Source organism: Ochrobactrum soli, from assembly GCF_003664555.1.
Taxonomy (GTDB): Bacteria; Pseudomonadota; Alphaproteobacteria; order Rhizobiales; family Rhizobiaceae; genus Brucella; species Brucella teleogrylli.
Genome location: NZ_RCHH01000002.1, coordinates 246,183 through 268,294 on the forward strand (window position 1 = coordinate 246,183; position 22,112 = coordinate 268,294).

Here is a 22,112-nt window from a genome sequence, read left to right on the forward strand (position 1 = left end):
TCACCCTGTCAGAACAGACAGCTGGAAGGTGATCAGCATTTGTAGTTTGTTGCGGTCAGCCGTCGCGGCCAATAACAGGCGAAAAGCCAAAAAAAAAGCCAGACAAATGTCTGGCTTTGAGTTTTGAAGGTGCCTTTGAGGCAAACCTCCAGAGGGGAACACTCAGCCCGCGCAAATGGGAGGAGGAAACGCGGCGCTGAGATGATTGTTATATGCTCTCTGCTCATCATTTTTGCAATGCAACTTTAGCGCAATGCTGCCATGCATCCTGCGCATAGCTCGTTCAGGCAATTATTTTAAATATAATCAAATTGTTAGCCAAATCTTGCCCGCCCAATGAGCGGTTGGATGCAAATCAGAGCGCCTACGGAACAGGCATCGATACAACCAAACTGCCTGCAAAATCAGCAAATCACCTTCCACTGATTCCCCACAGAAGATGTCATCCAACTGTCATTGCGGCGCATCAGGACTGTCACAAAACAGGCCTAAAAGCCCCGGCAGAGCCGATGCGGGGAGAACGCATCCGGCGTGAAGCGGCCACCGGAGAAGACGGTGATCGCTGCGAACATCTCACAAGCCATGAGGGAGCGCGCCCATGCGGATCGTTCAAATCACCGACACCCATCTCAGCCCGATCAAGACACATTTCAACCCGAACTGGGAACCGCTCGTGGCGTGGATCGAGCAGCAGAAGCCCGATCTAATCATTCACACCGGCGATCTTGCCGTCGATGGCGCCGATATCGAAGCTGATCTCGAATTCTGCCGCAGTTGTTTCGAACAGCTCTCCGCGCCCGTCCTCAGCGTGCCGGGCAATCACGACATCGGCCATCTGCCGGAAAGCCACCAGCCGGTCAATGCCGAGCGCCTTGCGCGCTGGCAGCGCCATATCGGTCCAGACCGCTGGGCCAAGGACCTCGGTGACTGGCTGATCGTCGGCCTCAACAGCCTTATCATCGGCACCGGCAGCGAACAGGAAGAAGACCAGTTCCAGTGGCTGGAAAACGTTCTGGAAAACGCAGACGGCAAGCCCGTCGCCGTTTTCGCGCACAAGCCACTCTTCGTCGACGATCCGGAAGAAGGCGACAGCGGCTATTGGGGCATCCGCCCGGTGGCGCGCCAGCGTCTCTATGATCTCTTCGCGCAGTATAACGTGCAGCTTCACGCCAGCGGCCACCTGCACCGGGCATGGAAGGGCGAAGCGTTCGGCACCCGCTATGTCTGGGGACCGGCGGCGGCCTTCATCGTCGGCGCGATGGAACGCGATCTGCCGGGCGAGCGTATTCTCGGCGCTGTCGTGCATGAACTTGGCGAAGCAGCTACCAGCGCCATCGTGCGCATTGATGAACTGACGCCCTACGTGATCGACGATGTGGTGCATGAGGTCTATCCGCATCATGCGGGCGACGGAGAGAAGGTCACGGAAGAGGCAAGCCAATGAGCACGCTTGCCATCCGCGATATCGGGAAGTCCTATGGCGGCAACCGCATTCTGGACGGCATCAGCATCGACGTGGCGGAGGGCGAATTCATCGCCCTCGTCGGCCCGTCTGGCTGCGGCAAGAGCACGCTTTTGCGCATTCTTGCCGGGCTCGACCATGCCGATGAAGGCAATGTCGCACTGGCGGGCCGCGACATAACCGGCGCGCATCCCGCCGACCGCAATATCGCGATGGTCTTCCAGTCTTACGCTTTGTATCCGCATCTGACGGCCGCGCAGAACATCGCCGTGCCGCTTGCCATGCGCGACATGACGACGACCGAACGCCTACCCTTCGTGGGACCGCTGGTTCCCGGCCAGCGCGCCAAGCGCGCCGCGATCCAGAAACAGGTGAAAACCACCGCCGCCAGCCTGAAAATCGACCATCTTCTCGACCGCAAGCCCGGCCAGATGTCGGGCGGCCAACGCCAGCGCGTTGCGCTTGCCCGTGCGCTCGTGCGCCAGCCCGGCGTTTTCCTGATGGACGAGCCTTTGTCCAATCTCGATGCCAATCTGCGCGTTCATACCCGCGCCGAGATTGTCGATCTGCATCGCCGCGCCGGGGTTCCGACGATCTATGTCACCCACGATCAGGCTGAAGCGCTGAGCATGGCCGACCGTGTGGCGGTGATGATGGGCGGCAAGCTGCTGCAAATCGATACGCCCACCGCGATCTATAACGATCCGCGCCATATCGAAGTGGCGCAATTCATCGGCACCCCGCGCATCAACATTCTGGACGCCTTGGTCAGCGATCAGGGCAGTGTCCATTTCGCGGGCCGCCCGATCCTGCAAAACGTCGCCGCCTATGCGGGCACAACGATCCGTGTCGGCATCCGCCCGGAACATTTCCGTCTGCACCCGCATGACAAGACCGGCATTGCCGGAACCGTCTCGCGCATCGAATTCCTCGGCTCCGAAGTGTTGGTTTACCTGAAAGCGCCCGGCTCCGCGCAGGAGCTGATCGTGAAGCTCGACCCTGTCAAGGCCGATCACATTGCACCCGGTCTGCCTGTTGGCCTGTATTTCGATGCGGAAAACGCCTATCTCTTCGGCGATGACGGCGCGCGCCTGCGCCAGCCTGCCGGAAATGTGGTGACCCTCGCACCGGCGGAAAAGGCTCCGGCTCATGTCTGATCTCGCTCTTGCTAGGCCCGGCGCGGTCAGCGCCCGCACTGCCGCCGAAAATGCGCGGCGGCGCGAGGAGCGACTGGCCTGGAAACTCGCCTCCCCCGCCATTCTCCTGACGGTGCTGCTGATCCTGCTGCCGACCGCAGCGGTTGTCTTCTGGAGTTTCACCAATTACGAACTCGGCTATGCCGGTTTCGAATTCATCGGCCTCGACAATTATGTCGAACTGTTTAGCGACCGCACTTTTCTCATCTCTTTGAAGAACACGGCGATCTATACGGCGATTGTTGCACCGGCTTCGGTGTTTCTCGGCCTTGGCGTCGCGCTTCTCATCGAAGGCGAAGTGCGCGGGAAATCGTTCTTCCGCACCGTCTATTTTCTGCCGGTGGCGTCGCTGCTCGTCGCCATGGCGACCGTCTGGCAATATCTGCTGCATCCGACCCTTGGCCCCGTCAATGCACTGCTTGGCATGATCGGCATTACCGGTCCCAACTGGCTCGGCTCCAGCGATACGGCGCTTGTCAGCCTTGCGCTGATCGGCGTCTGGCAAAGCGTCGGCTTCAACATGGTGCTGTTTCTGGCCGGCCTCACCGCCATTCCGCGCGAGCTTTATTCCGCCGCCGAAGTGGATGGCGTGAAAAGCAGTTGGGAGCGCTTTCGCCTCGTCACCTGGCCCTTGCTCGGGCCGACGACGCTGTTTGTCACGACCATCAGCATCATCAATGCGGTCAAGGTGTTCGAAACCGTCAAGACGCTCACCGAAGGCGGTCCGAACAAGGCTACGGAAGTGCTGCTCTGGAGCATCTATCAGGAAGGCTTCGTCTTTCTCCGCGTCGGTTACGCCTCGGCCATGACCGTGATTTTCCTCGCCGTGCTGATCGTCCTGATGCTGCTCCAGTTTCGTGTGCTGGACCGCCGCACGCATTATTGAGGGGACCTCCCATGTCACTTGCCCGTTCGTTTCGCCTCGGTCTTCTCTCGTTCGGCGCGCTGCTTTTCCTCGCGCCATACATCTTCATGCTGTCCACCGCAGCCAAGTCGCAGCAGGACATTTTCTCGTCGTCGCTCTCGCTGATCCCGCAGAACTGGGCGCTTTGGGACAATGTCGCCAAAGCCCTCACCCGCGTACCCATGGGGCTGCTGCTCTTCAACGGCGTTGTGGTCTGTGGACTGGTGCTGGTGGTGCAGGTGGTGATCGCCATTCCATGCGCCTATGCCATGGCGAAACTCAACTTTCGCGGCCAGCGCACCATGATGGTTCTCGTCATGCTGGGACTGCTGGTGCCGATCCACGCAACCGCGCTGCCCTTCTATGTCGGCTTCAACCAGCTTGGCGTGCTGAACAGCTATTTTGCGCTCAGCGCACCGTTCTTCATCTCGGTATTCGGCATATTCCTGTTCCTGCAATTCTTCCGCGCCATGCCCGACGATCTCATCAGCGCCGCCCGCCTCGATGGCATGTCGGAAGCAGGCATTGTCATGCGTGTGATCGTGCCTAATGCCTGGCCCGCTATCACGGCATTCTCGATCTTCTCGGTTGTTGCGCACTGGAACGATCTGTTCTGGCCGCTGATCGTCGTCAACGGCATGGAACGCGCCACGCCGCCGCTCGGCCTGCTCTATTTCCGCGCTGCCGAAGCCGGTGACGACTACGGCGCGCTGATGGCGGCAACGCTCATCATCACCTTGCCTTTGCTGCTGGCCTTTCTCGCCGCCCAGCGCCGCTTCATCGAGGGCATCACCCTGACCGGCCTCAAAGGCTGACCCTTTCGCCTATCTCACATACAGGAGTTATCCATGAAACGCCTCGCAAGCACTTTTGCCGCTCTGGCCATCGCAACCGGCCTCGGCTCGCCCGCTTTCGCAGACACCACGCTCAATGTGCATTATCCGATGCCCGGCTTCTTCAAGGATGTCATGGCCGACATCTCGAAAAAATTCATGGAAGAAAATCCGGACATCAAGATCAACTTCGTCAGCCCTTCCGCCACCTATGAAGAAGGCATCCAGACGATCATGCGTCAGGCTGGCACGTCGGAAATGCCGGATATCACCTTCACCGGTCTCAATCGCCTGCGCGTTCTGGCCGAACGCAATATCGGCGTCGACATGAAGCCACTGGTCGAGAAGGAAAAGGATATGGAAGCGCAGGGCTTCACCGATCATATCCTCAGTCTCGCCCGCGTCGGCGACCGCCAGGTCGGCCTTGCTTTCGCGACCTCCAACCCGATCATGTATTATAATGCCGATCTGGTGCGCGCTGCCGGTGGCAACCCCGACACGCCGCCCACCACCTGGGACGAAGTGATCGCGCTCGGCGGCAAGATCAAGGCGCTCGGCAACGGCAATGAAGGCATCGACTTCCGCTGGCAGGGCGATGACTGGATGTTCTCCGCTCTTCTGTTCGGCGCAGGCGGCACCATGCTGACCGAAGACGAGAAGAAGGTCGCCTTCGACGGACCCGAAGGCCTTGCTGCGCTGAAGCTCGTCGACCGCATGGTCAAGGAAGGCGGCATGCCGGTTCTGACCAAGGCTGCGGGCGAACAGGCCTTTGCCGCTGGCAAGGTGGGCTTTGCCTTCCAGACCACCGGCGCACTGCGCAACACGATCAAGAATGTCGGCGACAAGTTTGATCTGCGCACCGCAAAGATCCCGCTCATCAACCCGGAAAAGGGTCGTCTGCCGACCGGTGGCAACGCGGTCGTAATCCTCACCGAAGACCAGTCCAAGGTCGATGCCGCCTGGAAATTCGCCAAGTTCGCCGCCGGTCCTTACGGCGCTTCGGTCGTGGTTCCGGGCACCGGCTACGTGCCGAACAACGATCTCGCCGCCAAGTCGGATGAATATCTCGGCAAGTTCTACGAAGAAAACCCGCTCTTTAAGGCCGGTCTCAGCCAGATGTCGATCATGGTGCCGTGGTATGCCTTCCCCGGCTCCAACGGCGTGAAGGTAACGCAGACCATCGTCGACGGCCTCTCCCGTCTGATCGAACAGTCCGCCACCCCGGAAGACGTCCTCGCCGACACCGCCAAGGACGTGCAGCGCCTCCTGCCGCGCCAGTAACAGGCAAACGGGCGCTCCGCGTCAACGCACGCCCTCATCCTGAGGTGCGGAGCGGAGCGAAGCCTCGAAGGGTGAGGTGCGGAGCGGAGCGCAGCATCATCCTGAGCCCGTTGAAGGATCGAAGGGCGAGGTCCAGTCTAGGCTCCCTCGCCCTTCGAGACGCCGCCTTCGGCGGCTCCTCAGGATGAGGGAGCTACGGTACGCTCGCTACCAATCGATATCCCAAAACAAAAGGCCGCGTTGGGTTCTCCAAGGCGGCCTTTTGCATACATATGGTTGGGATCAATAGGTCCAGTTGCGTGCCTTCGAAAACAGGAAATCCCTGAACGCGTGCAGCTTGGCGGAATTCTTCAATGCTTCCGGGTAGCAGAAGAATGTATCGAAGGACGGGATTTCCTCCAGTTCCGGCACGAGTTGCACCAGACCGGATTCCTTGTCGGCCATGTAATCCGGCAGCACGGCAATGCCGACGCCACGCTGTACGGCGCGGCGCACCGACAGAAGATTATTGACCTGCAAGGCCGGGATGCGCGTGCTGCCATCGGTGCGGCCTGCCACTTCCAGCCAGTTCAACCCGGTCAGATAGCTCGGCGCCGGTTCGCCGAAGGTCACGATGCGATGCTGGTCGATCTCGTCGATCGAATTCAGTTTGCCGTATTTCGAGACATAGCCCGCCGAAGCGTAAAGGTGCATATGCACTGTAAACAGGCGGCGCTGGATGAGGTCCGGCTGCTGCGGCTGGCGCAGACGCAAGGCGCAGTCTGCGTGACGCATGGTCAGATCCAGTTCCTCATTATCGAGGATCAGTTGAAGCTGGATATCCGGATAAAGCTCGACGAATTCCTGGATACGTTCGATCAGCCAGCCGGAGCCGAGCCCCACCGTCGTGGTGACGCGCAGGCGTCCCGTCGGCTTTTCCTTGCTCTCGGCCAGTTTGGAGCGAACATTTTCCAGCTTCATCAACACGTCATGCGCCGTGCGATAAAGCGTTTCGCCCTGTTCCGTCAAAATCAGCCCGCGCGCGTGGCGGTGGAACAGCGGCACGCCGACATCCTGTTCCAGCGCACTGACCTGACGCGAGATGGCCGATTGCGACAAATGCAATGTCTGCGCGGCATGGGTGAACGACCCTGCTTCTGCCGCAGCATGAAAAATGCGCAGTTTATCCCAGTCGAGCGGTGCGACCACGATTTCCCCCTCGTTACTCCGCTGCTTCGTGCAGCGGTTCCTGTGCGGCCAGCCAGCGCTCGGCTTCGAGCGCTGCCATGCAGCCCATACCGGCGGCGGTCACGGCCTGACGGTAGATATCGTCGGTGACGTCGCCAGCGGCATAAATGCCCGGAACATCCGTGGCGGTGGAATCGGGCGCCGTCCACAGATAGCCGTTCGGCTTCTGCTTCAGCTTGCCTTCGAACAGCGACACGGCAGGCGCATGACCGATGGCGACAAAGACGCCATGTGTATCGACTTCCGTGGTCTCGCCCGTCACGACATTCTTCAGGCGCACACCGGTAACGGTCGCGCCCATCGGAGGCTTGGCCTCGGTACCGAGAATTTCATCGATCACGCTGTTCCAGACCACACTGACATTGGCGCGCGACAGGAGACGATCCTGCATGATCTTTTCGGCGCGGAAACCGTCGCGGCGATGCACCACGGTCACGCTCTTGGCGATATGCGACAGGTAAAGCGCTTCTTCGACAGCCGTATTGCCGCCGCCGACCACAACCACGTCCTTGCCGCGATAGAAGAACCCATCGCAGGTCGCGCAAGCCGAGACGCCACCGCCCATGAAGGTCTGTTCGCTGTCGAGGCCAAGCCACTTGGCCTGCGCACCAGTCGCGATGATCAGCGCGTCACAGGTATAGACTGCGCCGGAATCGGCCTTCAGGCGGAACGGGCGCACCGTGGTTTCAACCTCGGTGATGATGTCGTGTACGATTTCCGCGCCGACATGTTCTGCCTGCTTGGCCATCTGTTCCATCATCCATGGGCCCTGCACCGGCTCGGCATAGCCCGGATAATTTTCCACATCGGTGGTGATCATCAGCTGACCGCCCTGCTGCAGACCGGCAATGACGATAGGCTTCAACATGGCGCGCGCTGCGTAAATCGCGGCGGTATAACCAGCAGGACCTGAGCCGATAACAATAACGGGCGCATGACGCTGTGACATGAGGTTCCTCTCCGGTCCTAAAATCGATTTAAAGCAGCGGGTGCACGACTGACCGGAATCGCCTGCGCACCCGGCCTAACTGTGCCCTGATATTATGGCCAAGGTAGGTCTGCCCTTTTCCGTTTGCAAGGTTTGACGGGCATTTGCTGCGCTTTAGCCACAGCTTGTGACAGTTAGGCGATAGGAAGCGCCTCCCCGCATTGCGACCGGGTCGATCTCGCGTTAAACAGACAGGAAAAACAACGCTCAACTGTCCGCCAATCGCCCCACAAACGGCCGGAGACGACCGCCATCTATAAGACTGTCGCCAACATATGCGCGCGCTTCGGCCTCATCATGGCGGCCGCCATGCTTTTGCCCGCCGCAATCGACTTGCGCGACGGCAGCGACGACTGGCTGATTTTCCTGCGTTCGGCAGCAACGACGGGCGCGCTTTCCGCGCTCATCCTTTTTGCGACGCAGAACCAGTCTGTGCGTTTCACGCCCCGCCTCGGTTTTCTGCTCACGGTCTGCATCTGGCTGACCGCAGCTTTCCTCGGCTCGATACCGCTTTATTTCTCGCATCTGCCGATCAGCTATGCCACCGCTTTTTTCGAAGCCATGTCCGGCGTGACCTCCACTGGCGCAACGGCGCTGACCGGCCTGGATAATATGCAGCGCGGCATTCTGCTCTGGCGGTCGCTGCTCTGCTGGATCGGTGGTATCGGCTTCATCGGCCTGGCGCTTCTGATGCTGCCGTCGCTGCGCGCCGGTGGCCTTGCGCTCTTTCACATGGAAAATTCCGACAAGTCAGAAAAAATCCTGCCGCGCATGAACCAGATCGCGCTTGGCATTATTCTCGCCTATCTGAGCCTGACGGCTGCCTGCATCATCAGCTATTTCATGGTTGGGATGAGCGTGTTCGACGCCATCAATCATGGCCTGACGACGGTAGCCACGGCTGGCTTTTCCACGCATGACAACTCGCTCGGTTTCTACCACGGCAACCGCCTGCTGCTGGTTGTCGCGACGGTGTTCATGATTCTCTCGGCCCTGCCCTTCGTGCTCTACATCAAGGCTTTCATGCCCAAGCGGCTGGAATCGCTGGCAGATCCGCAGGTCAAACTGTTCTTCAGCATCGTCATCGGCTTCAGCTTCATCCTCGCCGTCGTTTTGCGGCTTGGTCTGGACGTGCCTTTTGGCGACGCGCTGATTTCGGCCTCGTTCCATTTCGTGTCCGTCATCACGACCACCGGCTATGCGACCGAAGACTATTCGCTCTGGGGGCCACCCGCTCTCGGCATTTTCTTCCTCGCCTCGTTTCTGGGAAGCTGCGCGGGCTCCACGTCGGGCGGTATCAAGATGAACCGCCTCATCATCCTGTGGAGCCTGACACAAGCGAGCCTGTCGCGCCTAATCGTGCCGCATGCCGTCACCAAGATGCGCTATGGCTCATCGGAAATCTCGGGCGAAATCGCCCAGAACGTGCTGCTCTATCTCTTCCTCTATTGCGCATCGCTGGTGATCGGCGCGGTGCTGCTGGCGTCACTCGGCCTCGACTTCGTATCGGCCTTCACCGGCGCACTGACCGCCCTGTCCAATATTGGCCCCGGCCTTGGTGAAACAATCGGTCCGGTTGGCAATTTTTCCACCATCCAGGACCCGGCTCTCTGGGTGCTGTCTTTCCTGATGCTGGCAGGACGACTGGAGCTTGTGACGGTATATATCCTGTTCACACGCGCTTTTTGGGTGCGTTGACAGAGCTTTAGACGGTTTACACGCCACGGATTCATTTGATATTAGCATGATTAGATTGCGCCATGACGGCGTCACATATTCTATAATTACCCTTGAATGAAATTTCCTTGCGCGCGGAGTCATGCATGCCGATCAAGGCCGATCTGGACGAAATCGATTGGAAAATCCTGCGGGAGCTCCAGAACAACGGGCGCATCACCAATGTCGAGCTGGCCGAACGGGTCGGCATTTCGGCACCTCCCTGCCTTCGCCGGGTCCGTAAACTCGAGGAAAGCGGCGTCATTCGGGGCTATCGCGCCATTCTCAACGGCAATGCGCTGGGTCAGGATCTGGTCGCATTCTGTTCGGTCGGTCTGCACCGTCAGGCTGATGCCGATCTGAAGGCTTTTGCGGAGAAAACCAAGCAGTGGCCGCTGGTACGCCGCGCATGGATGGTTTCGGGCGAGTCCGACTTCCTGCTTCATTGCGTTGCACGTGATCTGAACACGTTCCAGACCTTCGTGATCGAGGAACTAACCGCAGCACCAAATGTGGACTCCGTCCGCACCGCGCTGACCATTCGTCCGGTCAAGGACGAACCGCTGATGATTCTCTGAATCACCGTGGCCTTTAGTATCTGAATCAAAAATCGGCAGGCCGTGGCGAAAATGGTGATTTTCGAGTACCGGAGTGCAGCGTACATTTGGGTACGTGAGCACCGGAAGCGCAGAAATCACCATTTGCAGACCGGCATGGCGACTTTTGGATCAGACACGCCCGGCGAATACGCTCTCATAGACACAGCTGATCGCAGCGGCTTCCTTTTCGAGCGGGAAATTGGCGCGCACATGCGCAAGAGCGGTTTCGCCGTCACGCTCGGCCATGGCCGGGTCTGCGAGATAAGGCTCAATGGCCTTGCGCAAGGCATCGCCATCTCCGGCGGGCACGAAACGGCCGGTTCCGTCCACGATCATTTCGGCATAGGCGCCAGCGTCACTTGCCACCACAGCGGTCTTTGACGCCATGGCTTCCAGCGGCGTCAGGCCGAAACCCTCATTGCGCGACGGCGCAACATAAAGCGTCAGGCGGCGATACCAGACCCGAATATCGGGGACTTCACCCAGAATGAGGATCCGATCCTGCAAACCGGCGGCGGCAATCTTCGTCTTGAGGTCATCCTCGAAAGATTGATGCTCAGCGGTCGTTCGCCCGGTGACGATCGCCGTCCATTCGGGATATTTCGGTAAAAGCGCAATCATCGCATCGACAAAGAGATCAGTGCCCTTGGAATGCCGCACGCGCCCGAAACAACCGACAGCATATTTGCCCGGAAGACCAGAGGCGGCAAACATGTCTTCCTCACCAACGGGGGGATGAAAGCGTTCCAGATCGACACCGTGCATGATGACTTCATGCGGCACTTCCAGAAAACTGCCCGAGCGCCCGCTGGTGGCGATGACCGCATTCATGCGGCGGATGAGCCATTTGGTGAAAGGCTTGTGGTTGCGCTGCGCAGCCGAGGTGAACACCAGCCGCAGCTTCATGCGCAAGACATCGCGCATGAAAATACCGGCAAGCATTTCGATATTACGCCGCGCATGCCAGATCCGGAAGCGGCGGTTTTTCGGTACTGACCAGAAGGACAAAAGCGCGCCCCAGCCCAAATGCGGCAGGCTTTCCGGCAAACCCGGTCCCATTGTGGCAATGTTCAGCCCCTTCGCACGTTGCAAAGGAATGAGCTGCACAATCGTCGAGGTCACGCCGGAAAGGCGCTGCTTGAAGTTGGGAGCTACAACCTCGACACTCTCAACCGGAACCGGATTTGAATGGGGCACGGTGATCAGATGAACTTCAGTGTCACGATCTCGTAGGAACGCGAGCCGCCCGGTGCATTGACCTCGATCGTATCGCCTTCGGTCTTGCCAATCATGGCGCGCGCGATTGGCGACGAAATCGAAATGCGGCCTTCCTTCACGTCAGCTTCCTGGTCGCCAACGATCTGGTAGATTTTCTCATCTTCGGTGTCTTCGTCGATCAGCGTGACCGTCGCGCCGAATTTGATTCGGTCGCCGCTCAGCTTGGTAACGTCGATCACTTCGGCACGCGCAACGACATCTTCCAGTTCGTTGATGCGGCCTTCGTTGAGGCTCTGGGCTTCCTTGGCCGCGTGATATTCGGCGTTTTCCGACAGATCGCCATGGGCACGCGCTTCGGCGATAGCCTCGATGATCCGAGGACGCTCGTTTTGCTGACGCCAGCGGAGCTCTTCCTTGAGCTTTTCGAAACCGCGAGGGGTCATAGGGAACTTTTCCATACCCAGTCCTTTCCTTCGCCCGGCGCCCGTCTCTTCCCAAGAACTGAACGCGCCGGCAGTTTGGTTGCCCGCCGCACCCTGCCTGCACAACCGCGCTGCAAGGTGCCCTTCCGGGAGCTGCAACACCCCCCGATACACAAAAAGAAAACGGTCACCGAAACACCCGTTTCGGAACCGTTCAAACGACTAATTCGCCGAACTATAGCATTTCTGGCGATCTTTTCACGCGGAAAAAATCGAACCCTGTCAAATCTCCAGACAAGAAGCCAGCTTAAGGCCGCATCTGCAGCATTGTCGCAGAATACAGACGCCGCTTGCCGCGAGGCCCGGCTAATGCCTATAGGACAAACAATTTCCGGCGATCCTATGGGGCCGGACCTTCTTCTTCGCAATCCGAGGCCATGATGACGCGCACGCAAGCCAATATTGTCCTGCTTCTGGCTGGCGTGATCTGGGGCATGGGCTTCGTCGCCCAATCGACCGCCATGGCCAGCATCGGCCCGTTCCTGTTCATCGGCGTTCGCTCCGGCATTGCAGCCCTCACCGTGCTGCCCTGGGCACTTGCCGAAGGCCGTCGCTCGTCCGCCCGTCTGAAACCTTCCGACTATCGTTCCTTCATGCTGGTGGGTGCCGTGCTTTTCACCGGCCTGCTGCTGCAACAGATTGGCCTCATCACCACCTCGGTCACCAATGCCGGTTTTCTGACTGGCCTTTATGTCGTGATGGTGCCGGTTCTGGGGGTATTACTGTTCCGCACATGGCCGCACCCGGTTGTCTGGCCCTGCGCCGTCATCTGTCTGGCGGGGATTTTCCTGCTGTCGGGCGGTGAACTGACCGCGCTCAAGACCGGCGACTGGCTGGTCATCTGCGGAGCAATTTTCTGGGCCATGCAAGTGCTGCTGATTGGTCGCGCCAACCGCGCCGGACGCCCGATCATGCTGAGCTGCGTTCAGTTTGCCACCGCAGCCATTATCGGTCTGGCTGGCGCATCGCTGCTCGAAGGCTTCAACTGGAACGCCATCGCCCTGACATGGAAGGAAATCCTGTTCACCGGCGTGATGTCGTCCGGCATTGCCTTCACCCTGCAAGCCATCGGCCAGCGTTATACGACCTCGGCGCAGGCTGCGATCTTCCTGTCTTCGGAAGCGCTGTTTGCGGCGTTGTTCGGCGCGATCTTCCTCGGCGACCGGCTGACCTTCATCGGCTTCATCGGCTGCGGCATGCTCTTTGCGGCCATGCTGGCCGTCGAACTTGTCCCGATGTTCTGGAACCGCAAGGCGGAACCGGTCCCGGCAGCGGAACCGGCAGAATAACCATCAAGCCTTGAAAATCAGCGCCGCGCCGCCTGCGATGAAGGCAAAGCCCAGCAGGTGGTGCCAGGTGAAGGCTTCCTTCAGATAGAACACCGAGAACAGGCTGAAGATCACCAGCGTGATGACTTCCTGTATCGTCTTGAGCTGGGCCGCCGAATAAACTTCGTGCCCGATACGGTTGGCTGGAACCGCGAGGCAATATTCGATCAGCGCGATACCCCAGCTGATGAAAATCACCGTGACCAGCGGCGTGTTGGTGAATTTCAGATGCCCGTACCAGGCAAAGGTCATGAAAATATTCGAGCCGACCAGAAGCAGGATCGGCAGGATGCTTGGCGAAATCAGTGCTGACATGGGTGAAACTTTTGGGACCGGGAGAATGGTCTGATGCGCGGTTTGGCCCTGAACCACGGCGGTAAGCGATAGAACATTTCCGACAAAAGTGGGAAGCGATTTTACATGGCGCAGTGCAAAAAACAGCCGTGCCGTCAGTCAAAAGATAGAGAGCATCACAAGCTCGCCCTTTCGTTGCCCTGATTGCGCCACAGCGCTTAACAGAGGCACTGACTCTTCCTTTACGCTTCTCTCATAGGATACAGGAAACACCGCCCCACAAGCAGAAGGCAAGGACATGAGTTTTGCGTTGTCCGCCACAACAGATCACGATCATGCGCGTTCGCGATTGCGCCGTCTTGGTCCGGCGGCGTCCGTGCTCCTGCTGATACTGGCCGCTGGCTGTTCCGGCGACCGCCCGCCGCGCCCGCAAGCCGATGTGGGAAACTCGGATATCATGGTGCCAAGCACCGACGTGGCCGGCGCTCCGATGCCATCCGCTCCCTTGGCCGATGCACCGATGCAAGCCGCGCCGGTAATGAGTTCGCCGATACCCGAGCCTCCCATGACGCATACGCCGCAGCAAGACCGTGTTGTGGGGCTGGCCGAGGAAGAAGAAACCCACACCGCGCAGCCAGCACCGCAAAGCGAGCCGCAATATGCAGGCGATTATGGCTTTGCGACGCCGGTTCAGAACCCGGTTACGGCGGCTGAAAACATCTACACCATGTCGAATTCCGAAGCGGCGTGCCGCACACGCCTTAAAAAACTCGGCGTCGTCTTCAAGGAAAAGCCGCCGATCTATCGCAGCGCATCCTGCAATATCGGCAATCCGATTGAGGTGTCGGGCTTCAACAGCGGCTCCATCGCCTTCAAACCGGCGGCAACGCTGAACTGTCAGGTGACGGAAGCCTTTGCGCGCTGGATCAAGGGCGATCTGCAACCGGCGGCGCGCCTGCGCTATCTGTCCGGCATCAACACGATCTATAATGCGGGCGGCTATTCCTGCCGCACGATGAATCATCGTCGCGGCGCGAAAATGTCGGAACATTCACGCGGCAACGCCATCGACGTGACGCGGATCAAGCTGAACAATGGCAAGGATATTTCGGTGCGCAGACCCGGTTTCTTCGCTTTCCGCGAAAAAGGCCTGCTCAACAGCGTTCGTTCCGACGCCTGCGATTATTTCACCACGGTGCTTGGGCCGGGCTATAATCCTGAACATGCAGATCACTTTCACTTCGACCTGATGCAGCGTCGAAGCGGCTATCGCGCCTGCAAATAAAGCCCGGTCGAAACCGGGCTTTTCTGCGATGTAGATGGAGAGCGGCTATTCTTCCGGGACCGGAGACGGCTTGCCGTCCTTGTCCAGCGCCACCATTACGAATTCGCCATGCGTCACCAGTTCCATGCGCTGCTGGGATGCGCGCTGCGCCCAGGCTTCGACACGCAAGGTGATCGAAGTGCGCCCCACCTTGGTGATTTCCGTATAGACGCACAAAACGTCGCCGATCTTTACCGGCTTGGCAAAGGACATCTCGCGCACGGCTGCGGTGACGACGCGGCCACGGGCGCGTTCTTCCGCACGAATGCCGGAGGCCGAGTCCATCTGCGACATCACCCAGCCGCCAAAAATATCGAATGCCGAATTGGCGTCCTTCGGCATGGCCGGAACGCGCAAGGTCAGTTCGCCTTTGGGCTTATCTGCAACGCTCATCAATCAATCCTTTAAACACAAATGATTCTGCCGGAGTATGGGACAAACCAATCCTGAAAAACATGCGGCATCGCAACCTGCATTTATCGGGCGCGACTTCCTGACAACCTTCTGTCAGGAGCCACCTGCCAGGATCCGGCAACAGGGCGGATTTTGCCGCCGTGCTCTTTTCATTTGCATGTCGAAATTCCATATTAGCGACATGGCTTCCTCCAAAGACAAATACACACAGGATTCGCACGATACGGCTGACGGCTTCAGCGAAATGCCGCAGGCCGAGCTTTCTGGCGCGCCGTTGACCGGCTCCATCGCCGACTGGGCGAAGGAAATCGGCGACGAAGCGGCAAAGCCTGCTGCCAAAGCATCGAAATCCGCCAAGACGCCGAAGAAAATTCCCGAACGCAGCAAGGAAGCGACGCGCAGCGGTCGTGGCACCTCGATGGGCGGCGCAGCTTCCGCCAAGGAGCGCGCAGCCGCAGGGCTCAATCCTGTGGCCGGGCTTGATATCAGTCTTGAAGATGCCGCCGGGCTCAATGCGTCGGGTGCCACTGCCACCGTGCAGGCGCTGTCCGATCTGATCGAATCTGGCAATCCGCTGTTCAAAAACGGCCAGCTCTGGACACCGCACCGCCCTGCCCGCCCGGAAAAATCCGAAGGCGGCATTTCCATCGAGATGGAGACGCCATTCGAACCGTCCGGCGACCAGCCGACGGCGATTCGTGATCTGGTCGAAGGGCTGACCAATGACGACCGCACACAGGTGCTGCTCGGCGTCACCGGCTCCGGCAAAACCTTCACCATGGCCAAGGTTATTCAGGAGACCCAGCGCCCGGCGCTGATCCTCGCGCCCAACAAGACGCTGGCGGCCCAGCTTTACGGCGAGTTCAAGAGCTTCTTCCCGAACAATGCGGTCGAGTATTTCGTATCCTATTACGATTATTATCAGCCGGAAGCCTATGTGCCGCGCTCAGACACCTATATCGAGAAGGAATCCTCGATCAACGAGCAGATCGACCGTATGCGCCACTCGGCCACGCGCGCGCTGCTTGAGCGCGACGACGTGATCATCGTCGCTTCGGTCTCGTGCATCTATGGTATCGGTTCGGTCGAAACCTATACGGCCATGACCTTCGAAATGAAGATCGGCGACCGGCTCGACCAGCGGCAATTGCTCGCCGATCTCGTGGCGCAGCAATATAAGCGGCAGGACATCAATTTCGTGCGCGGCTCGTTCCGCGTGCGTGGCGACACGATCGAACTTTTCCCGGCCCACTTGGAAGACCGGGCCTGGCGCATTTCGCTGTTCGGCGACGAGATTGAAACCATCACCGAATTCGACCCGCTCACCGGCCAGAAGACCGGCGATCTGAAATCGGTCAAGATCTACGCAAATTCGCACTATGTCACGCCGCGACCGACGCTCAATCAGGCCATCAAGTCGATCAAGGACGAGCTGAAGCATCGCCTTGTCGAATTGAACAATGCCGGGCGTCTGCTGGAAGCGCAGCGTCTGGAACAGCGCACGACTTTCGATCTAGAAATGCTGGAAGCCACCGGCTCCTGCGCGGGCATCGAAAACTATTCGCGCTATCTGACAGGTCGCAATCCCGGCGAACCGCCGCCGACCCTGTTTGAATATATCCCGGACAACGCGCTGGTTTTCATCGATGAAAGCCATGTCACCGTCCCGCAGATCGGCGGCATGTATCGCGGCGACTTCCGCCGTAAGGCGACGCTGGCCGAATATGGCTTCCGCCTGCCGTCCTGCATGGATAACCGCCCGCTCCGCTTCGAGGAATGGGACGCGATGCGTCCGCAGACTATTGCCGTTTCGGCAACGCCGGGCAGCTGGGAAATGGAAGAAGCGGGTGGCGTTTTTGCTGAACAGGTGATTCGCCCGACCGGCCTGATCGACCCCCCCGTGGAAATCCGTCCTGCCAAGACGCAGGTGGACGACGTGCTTGGCGAAATCCGCGACACGGCAAAGAAGGGCTACCGCACGCTGGTCACGGTGCTGACCAAGCGCATGGCGGAAGACCTGACCGAATATCTGCACGAACAGGGCGTGCGCGTGCGCTACATGCACTCCGATATCGACACGCTGGAGCGTATCGAGATCATCCGCGATCTGCGGCTTGGCGCATTCGACGTGCTGGTCGGCATCAACCTGCTGCGCGAAGGTCTCGACATTCCCGAATGCGGCTTCGTTGCCATTCTCGACGCCGACAAGGAAGGTTTTCTGCGGTCTGAAACCTCACTGGTCCAGACCATCGGTCGCGCCGCGCGTAATGTCGACGGCAAGGTTATCCTTTACGCCGACAACATTACCGGCTCGATGCAGCGTGCCATGGATGAAACCAGCCGTCGCCGTGAGAAGCAGATTGCCTATAATGAAGAACACGGCATAACACCGGCCTCGGTGAAGAAGAACATTTCGGATATTCTGAACTCGGTCTACGAACGCGACCATGTCCGCGCCGATATTTCGGGCTTTGCCGAAGAAGGCGGCATGATGGGCAACAATCTGCAAGCCCATCTGGAATATCTGGAAAAGCAGATGCGCGATGCCGCTGCCGATCTGGATTTCGAAAAGGCCGCGCGTCTGCGCGACGAAATCAAGCGCCTGCGCGAGACGGAACTCGCCATTGCCGACGATCCGATGGCGCGGGAGGTGGAACTGGAAAGCCCGGTCACCGGGCGCACAAAGGGCCGCCACAATGCCGGGCGCAAGGTGCATAGAACGGTTGATGACACCAGCGGCAAGTCTCTGTTCCAGAAGCCGTCGCTCGACAATATGGGACCGGGCACGGACATGGCGAAGCCACGCCATGATGGCCCGTTGCCCGCAGCGCCGGACACGAAATTCCGCAAGAACTCGCTGGATGAAATGACGGTGAAGCGGACGGAAGTGCCCGCCGGTGGAGAGGCTCCGGTTCGCCGCGAACGTGCCGGTATCGGCTCTTACGAAGACCCGGCGGAAGTCGCCCGCAAGAAGCGGCGGCCCGGCAAGACCGGTCGTCCGGGAAGATAAAAATGCGGCTCCACCCGGAGCCGCATTTATTTTGCCATCAATATTCCTGCGCGGTCGGACGATACAGGATTTCGTTGACGTCAACATTATCCGGCTGGCTCATCGCGAAAGCCACCATGGACGCGAAAGACTCCGCCGGAATAGCCACATTGTTATAAAGCGCCTTCACGCGCTCGGCCTGCTGCGGGTCTGTGACGCTGTTGGGAAGCTCCGTCGCCACTGCGCCCGGCGATATCACCGTCGTGCGGATGTTGTACGGCTTCACTTCCTGACGCAATCCTTCCGAAATGACCCGCACCGCATGTTTGGTGGCCGAATAGACGGCCCCGCCCGGTCCCACCTTATGCCCCGCCACCGACGAGACATTGATAATGTGACCGCTCTTCTGGTCGCGCATATGCGGCAAGGCGGCGGCGATGCCATAAAGCACGCCCTTGATATTGACGTCGATCATGCGATCCCAGTCATCCACCTTGCCCATTTCGAGCATCGAATGCGGCATCAGCCCGGCATTGTTGATCAGCACATCGACACGACCATGCAGCTTCACTGCCTGATCGACCAGATGCTGAACCTGAAGGCGGTCGGTCACGTCCGTTCGCAGAACCGCGCCTTCGGCCAGTTTCAGTTCACCGGCCAGCGCCTTTAGCCGATCGAGACGGCGCGCGCCGAGCACAAGCTTGGCCCCGCCTTCGGCCAGCCGCCGCGCAGCCGCTTCACCGAGACCGCTGCTTGCGCCAGTGATGATGACGACCTTGTCCTGAATTCCCTGCATGGTCCTGTCTCCTGTTGAACGGGGCTACCGGTCGACACGCTGTTGCAAATGCGCCGGATAGCGGTCGCCCTGCACAGTGATGTCGGCAAGCGCGGCTTCTATGCGGTTCAGATCCTCGGCACTCAGTTCGACGGTGGTGGCACCGATGTTTTCTTCCAGACGATGCAGCTTCGTCGTACCGGGAATGGGCACGATCCATGGCTTCTGCGCCAGCAACCACGCAATCGCGATCTGGGCACGGGTAACACCCTTGGCTTCTGCGATCTGGCCAAGCATATCGACCAGCGCCTGATTGGCATCACGGGCTTCGGTCGAAAAGCGCGGCACGACATTGCGGAAATCATTGGCCGCAAAGCTCGTCTTGCTGTCGATGGTTCCGGCCAGAAAGCCTCTGCCCAGCGGGCTGAACGGAACAAAGCCGATGCCCAGCTCTTCCAGAACCGGCAGGATTTGCTGTTCCGGCTCACGCCACCACAGCGAATATTCGCTTTGCAACGCCGTGACCGGCTGCACGGCATGGGCGCGCCGGATGGTTTGCGGACCAGCTTCCGAAAGGCCGAAGTGCTTGACCTTCCCTTCCTGGATCAGATCGCGCACCGTTCCGGCCACGTCCTCGATCGGTGTCGCCGGGTCAACGCGATGCTGATAGAAAAGGTCGATCACATCCGTCTTCAGCCGTTTCAGCGATGCTTCAGCAACCGCCCGAATATGTTCGGGACGGCTATTCACCCCATTCTGACCACCCTTGTCGTCGAATTCGAAACCGAACTTGGTGGCGATCACCACCCGGTCGCGAATCGGCGCCAGCGCTTCGCCCAGAACTTCCTCATTCACATAGGGTCCATAGACTTCCGCTGTATCGAAGAACGTGATGCCCTTGTCGAATGCAGCTCTCAGCAGCCCGACCGCCTGTGCCTTTTCCATGGCCGGACCATAGGCGAAACTAAGGCCCATGCAGCCGAGACCGATGGCTGAAACCTCAAGGCCGCTACGGCCCAATATTCTCTTCTTCATGGTCAATATCCTTATGCGTGATAATCTTCGTCGCTGACATGTTCCAGCCAGTCCACCACCTTGCCGTCGAGCGCTTCCGCTATAGCAATATGGGTCATGGCCGTGGTGGCCGTCGCGCCGTGCCAATGCCGTTCGCCCGGCTCGAACCAGACGATATCGCCGGGGCGGATTTCCTCGACAGGGCCGCCCTCGCGCTGCGCCCAGCCAAGCCCTGCGGTCACGATCACCGTCTGGCCCAGCGGATGCGTGTGCCACGCCGTGCGTGCGCCCGGCTCGAATGACACGGTAGCGCCGCCAACACGCGCCGGTGCCGTCGTGCTGAACGGCATGTCGAGCCGAACCGTACCGGTGAAATAATCGGCGGAACCCTTGGTCGAAGGCTGAGACCCGATGCGCTTGATCTGCATGATGTGTTTCCTTTCTTTCCCCGCCTGAAATCGCGGCAAACTTAAAAACTTCTGCTGCCGATGATTAGACACTATAATCGGCATGAACTCATGAAGTGGATTCATCAATGCGGCGCGACAATATTCACTATCTGCTGGCTTTTCTGGCCATTGCCCGCGAGGGCAGTTTCACCCGCGCGGCGGCAAAACTTGGTGTTTCCCAATCAGCGCTCAGCCACACAATGCGCGGGCTTGAGGAACGGCTCGGCCTGCGTCTTCTCACCCGCACCACGCGCAGCGTCTCCCCGACCGAGGCTGGCGAAAGGCTGTTGCACACCATCGGGCCCCGTTTCGAAGAGATCGAAACCGAACTCGACGCCCTGAGCGAATTGCGCGACAAGCCTGCCGGAACCATTCGCATCACCACTCCCGAACATGCGGCGCAGTCCATCCTGTGGCCCGCTCTGGAACGACTTCTGCCGGACTATCCCGATATCCACGTCGAAGTGGCCGTCGATTCCGGGCTGCGCGACATCGTAGCCGATCGTTATGACGCCGGTATTCGCCTTGGCGAGCAGATCGCACAGGACATGATCGCCGTGCCCATCGGCCCTGACGTGCGCATGGCCGTGGTCGGCGCGCCGTCCTATTTCAAACGTCATCCGGTGCCCCGCACCCCACAGGAACTGACCGCGCATCGTTGCATCAATCTGCGGCTGCTCACCTATGGCGGGCTTTATGCCTGGGAATTCGAGAAGAACGGGCGAGAGCTGAAGGTGCGCGTCGAAGGCCAGCTCATTCTCAATTCCCCGACCATGATCGTCGAAGCTGCGAAAGCCGGTTTCGGCCTCGCCAGCTTGCCGGAATACTATATGCGGGACGGTTTTGCCGATGGCACGCTGGTGCGCGTGCTGGAAGACTGGTGCCCGCCCTTTCCGGGCTTTCATCTCTATTACCCCAGCCGGAGACAATCTTCCCCGGCCTTCGCGCTTCTGGTCGACGCCTTGCGATATAGAGAGGCGGAGCCGCGTGAACGCTGATCCGCCTCGCCGTTCACCTAGCAGCGACCGCCACCCGTGACGCGGAAACCGGCGCGTTCCGCTTCGCAGCGATTGGAGAAGCTGCGCCGTTCACTGCCGCGTCGCGCACAAACGGGTGCAAATTCCCGCGTACATGCGCCCATGCCCGGTCGGACGCCGTGCTGCGGCGGACGAGCCGGACCGACGCCGGGGCCATTCCAGCCGGAACCCGGGCGACTGCTGCACTGACCATTCGACACCACGCGGAACCCTTCCGCCCGTGCTGAACACGCATTGCCGAATGTCCGCCGGACACCCCTGCTCTCGCCGCAAACCGGCGAATAGATCATCGGGCAGGCCTGCACATGGCCCGGATTACCGGGCCGGACCGGCGGCGGCCTGTGATCGGGACCACCTTCCGCAACACAACCGCTCAACAACAGAACACCGGCAATCAAGCCGGTCCACGACAAACCCCTCGACATGTTTCCTCCTCTCCAGAAACGTCTATCCGTCTTTTGTCCCCATCTAGAATGGAGCAGATGTTCCGAAGGGCAAGATTTAAATGGGAAGATTGGACGCCACGTATCGACAAGTCGCCAAGTTGCGTTACTCTGCAGTCAAGCTTTCGGCCCGAACAAT

At 59.5% G+C, this 22,112-nt stretch carries 21 protein-coding genes; 11 read left to right on the plus strand and 10 right to left on the minus strand.

Annotation, left to right across the window (positions count from 1 at the left end):
• Positions 1 to 598: 598 nt before the first annotated feature.
• Genes D8666_RS04575 through D8666_RS04595 form a run of 5 tightly spaced genes read left to right on the plus strand, consistent with a single transcriptional unit; the run spans position 599 to position 5,676 of the window.
• Positions 599 to 1,444, plus strand: a complete 846-nt coding sequence (locus D8666_RS04575) for a metallophosphoesterase family protein (RefSeq protein WP_121536466.1) — start codon at positions 599 to 601, stop codon at positions 1,442 to 1,444.
• Entirely contained in the window at positions 1,441 to 2,619 is a 1,179-nt protein-coding gene (locus D8666_RS04580; RefSeq protein WP_121536468.1) for an ABC transporter ATP-binding protein, read from the plus strand. The genes D8666_RS04575 and D8666_RS04580 overlap by 4 nt, the downstream gene beginning before the upstream one ends.
• Entirely contained in the window at positions 2,612 to 3,544 is a 933-nt protein-coding gene (locus tag D8666_RS04585; protein ID WP_121536470.1) for a carbohydrate ABC transporter permease, read from the plus strand. Before D8666_RS04580 ends, D8666_RS04585 begins: the two co-directional genes overlap by 8 nt.
• An 11-nt stretch (positions 3,545 to 3,555) precedes the next feature.
• Positions 3,556 to 4,377, plus strand: coding sequence for a carbohydrate ABC transporter permease (locus D8666_RS04590; RefSeq protein WP_121536472.1), 822 nt, complete (start codon positions 3,556 to 3,558; stop codon positions 4,375 to 4,377).
• A 33-nt stretch (positions 4,378 to 4,410) separates the two neighbouring features.
• Complete coding sequence (locus D8666_RS04595) at positions 4,411 to 5,676, plus strand: ABC transporter substrate-binding protein (protein ID WP_121536474.1); 1,266 nt, start codon at positions 4,411 to 4,413, stop codon at positions 5,674 to 5,676.
• A gap of 282 nt (positions 5,677 to 5,958) precedes the next feature.
• Here D8666_RS04595 and D8666_RS04600 read toward each other — a convergent pair whose 3' ends face one another.
• Both D8666_RS04600 and trxB read right to left on the minus strand, forming a co-directional pair.
• Positions 5,959 to 6,864 (minus strand): LysR family transcriptional regulator, encoded by a 906-nt coding sequence (locus D8666_RS04600; protein ID WP_109369469.1) that lies wholly within the window; start codon positions 6,862 to 6,864, stop codon positions 5,959 to 5,961.
• A 13-nt stretch (positions 6,865 to 6,877) separates the two neighbouring features.
• Positions 6,878 to 7,852, minus strand: a complete 975-nt coding sequence (gene trxB, locus D8666_RS04605; protein WP_109369470.1) for a thioredoxin-disulfide reductase — start codon at positions 7,850 to 7,852, stop codon at positions 6,878 to 6,880.
• Between the two features lie 336 nt (positions 7,853 to 8,188).
• On the opposite strand from trxB, the gene D8666_RS04610 reads away from it, so the two are divergent.
• The gene (locus D8666_RS04610; RefSeq protein WP_109369471.1) at positions 8,189 to 9,589 is read left to right on the plus strand and encodes a TrkH family potassium uptake protein; all 1,401 of its coding nucleotides are present in this window, start codon (positions 8,189 to 8,191) and stop codon (positions 9,587 to 9,589) included.
• A gap of 125 nt (positions 9,590 to 9,714) precedes the next feature.
• Positions 9,715 to 10,185 carry an Lrp/AsnC family transcriptional regulator gene (locus D8666_RS04615; protein ID WP_095447076.1) on the plus strand — a complete coding sequence of 157 codons (471 nt, stop codon included), beginning with the start codon at positions 9,715 to 9,717 and terminating at the stop codon, positions 10,183 to 10,185.
• A gap of 150 nt (positions 10,186 to 10,335) precedes the next feature.
• Here the strand turns inward: D8666_RS04615 and D8666_RS04625 are convergent, their stop codons facing one another.
• Together D8666_RS04625 and greA are read right to left on the minus strand one after the other, a co-directional pair.
• The gene (locus tag D8666_RS04625; RefSeq protein WP_121536478.1) at positions 10,336 to 11,403 is read right to left on the minus strand and encodes a glycosyltransferase family 4 protein; all 1,068 of its coding nucleotides are present in this window, start codon (positions 11,401 to 11,403) and stop codon (positions 10,336 to 10,338) included.
• A 5-nt stretch (positions 11,404 to 11,408) separates the two neighbouring features.
• On the minus strand, positions 11,409 to 11,882 hold the full coding sequence (greA, locus tag D8666_RS04630; protein ID WP_109369473.1) for a transcription elongation factor GreA: 474 nt from the start codon (positions 11,880 to 11,882) through the stop codon (positions 11,409 to 11,411).
• 404 nt (positions 11,883 to 12,286) lie between these two features.
• On the opposite strand from greA, the gene D8666_RS04635 reads away from it, so the two are divergent.
• A complete protein-coding gene (locus tag D8666_RS04635) occupies positions 12,287 to 13,195 on the plus strand; it encodes a DMT family transporter (protein ID WP_121536630.1) in 909 nt (302 codons plus the stop codon).
• 3 nt (positions 13,196 to 13,198) lie between these two features.
• Here D8666_RS04635 and D8666_RS04640 read toward each other — a convergent pair whose 3' ends face one another.
• Complete coding sequence (locus D8666_RS04640) at positions 13,199 to 13,549, minus strand: DMT family protein (protein ID WP_121536632.1); 351 nt, start codon at positions 13,547 to 13,549, stop codon at positions 13,199 to 13,201.
• 277 nt (positions 13,550 to 13,826) lie between these two features.
• Between D8666_RS04640 and D8666_RS04645 the strand changes: the two genes are divergently transcribed.
• A complete protein-coding gene (locus D8666_RS04645; RefSeq protein WP_121536480.1) occupies positions 13,827 to 14,813 on the plus strand; it encodes an extensin-like domain-containing protein in 987 nt (328 codons plus the stop codon).
• A 45-nt stretch (positions 14,814 to 14,858) separates the two neighbouring features.
• On the opposite strand, the gene D8666_RS04650 is transcribed toward D8666_RS04645, so the two are convergent.
• The gene (locus D8666_RS04650) at positions 14,859 to 15,245 is read right to left on the minus strand and encodes an acyl-CoA thioesterase (RefSeq protein ID WP_109369476.1); all 387 of its coding nucleotides are present in this window, start codon (positions 15,243 to 15,245) and stop codon (positions 14,859 to 14,861) included.
• 202 nt (positions 15,246 to 15,447) lie between these two features.
• Here D8666_RS04650 and uvrB point away from each other — a divergent pair, with 202 nt between their 5' ends.
• Positions 15,448 to 18,276, plus strand: a complete 2,829-nt coding sequence (uvrB, locus tag D8666_RS04655) for an excinuclease ABC subunit UvrB (RefSeq protein ID WP_121536634.1) — start codon at positions 15,448 to 15,450, stop codon at positions 18,274 to 18,276.
• Between the two features lie 37 nt (positions 18,277 to 18,313).
• Here uvrB and D8666_RS04660 read toward each other — a convergent pair whose 3' ends face one another.
• From D8666_RS04660 to D8666_RS04670, 3 genes are read right to left on the minus strand one after another with little or no spacing between them, the layout of a single operon-like run.
• Positions 18,314 to 19,051 carry an SDR family oxidoreductase gene (locus D8666_RS04660; protein WP_121536482.1) on the minus strand — a complete coding sequence of 246 codons (738 nt, stop codon included), beginning with the start codon at positions 19,049 to 19,051 and terminating at the stop codon, positions 18,314 to 18,316.
• A 24-nt stretch (positions 19,052 to 19,075) separates the two neighbouring features.
• The gene (locus D8666_RS04665) at positions 19,076 to 20,065 is read right to left on the minus strand and encodes an aldo/keto reductase (protein WP_121536484.1); all 990 of its coding nucleotides are present in this window, start codon (positions 20,063 to 20,065) and stop codon (positions 19,076 to 19,078) included.
• Positions 20,066 to 20,076: 11 nt separating this feature from the next.
• Positions 20,077 to 20,472 carry a (R)-mandelonitrile lyase gene (locus D8666_RS04670; RefSeq protein WP_109369479.1) on the minus strand — a complete coding sequence of 132 codons (396 nt, stop codon included), beginning with the start codon at positions 20,470 to 20,472 and terminating at the stop codon, positions 20,077 to 20,079.
• A gap of 107 nt (positions 20,473 to 20,579) precedes the next feature.
• On the opposite strand from D8666_RS04670, the gene D8666_RS04675 reads away from it, so the two are divergent.
• The gene (locus D8666_RS04675) at positions 20,580 to 21,491 is read left to right on the plus strand and encodes a LysR family transcriptional regulator (RefSeq protein ID WP_121536486.1); all 912 of its coding nucleotides are present in this window, start codon (positions 20,580 to 20,582) and stop codon (positions 21,489 to 21,491) included.
• Between the two features lie 17 nt (positions 21,492 to 21,508).
• On the opposite strand, the gene D8666_RS04680 is transcribed toward D8666_RS04675, so the two are convergent.
• The gene (locus D8666_RS04680) at positions 21,509 to 21,955 is read right to left on the minus strand and encodes a Kazal-type serine protease inhibitor family protein (protein ID WP_121536488.1); all 447 of its coding nucleotides are present in this window, start codon (positions 21,953 to 21,955) and stop codon (positions 21,509 to 21,511) included.
• Positions 21,956 to 22,112 lie beyond the last annotated feature (157 nt).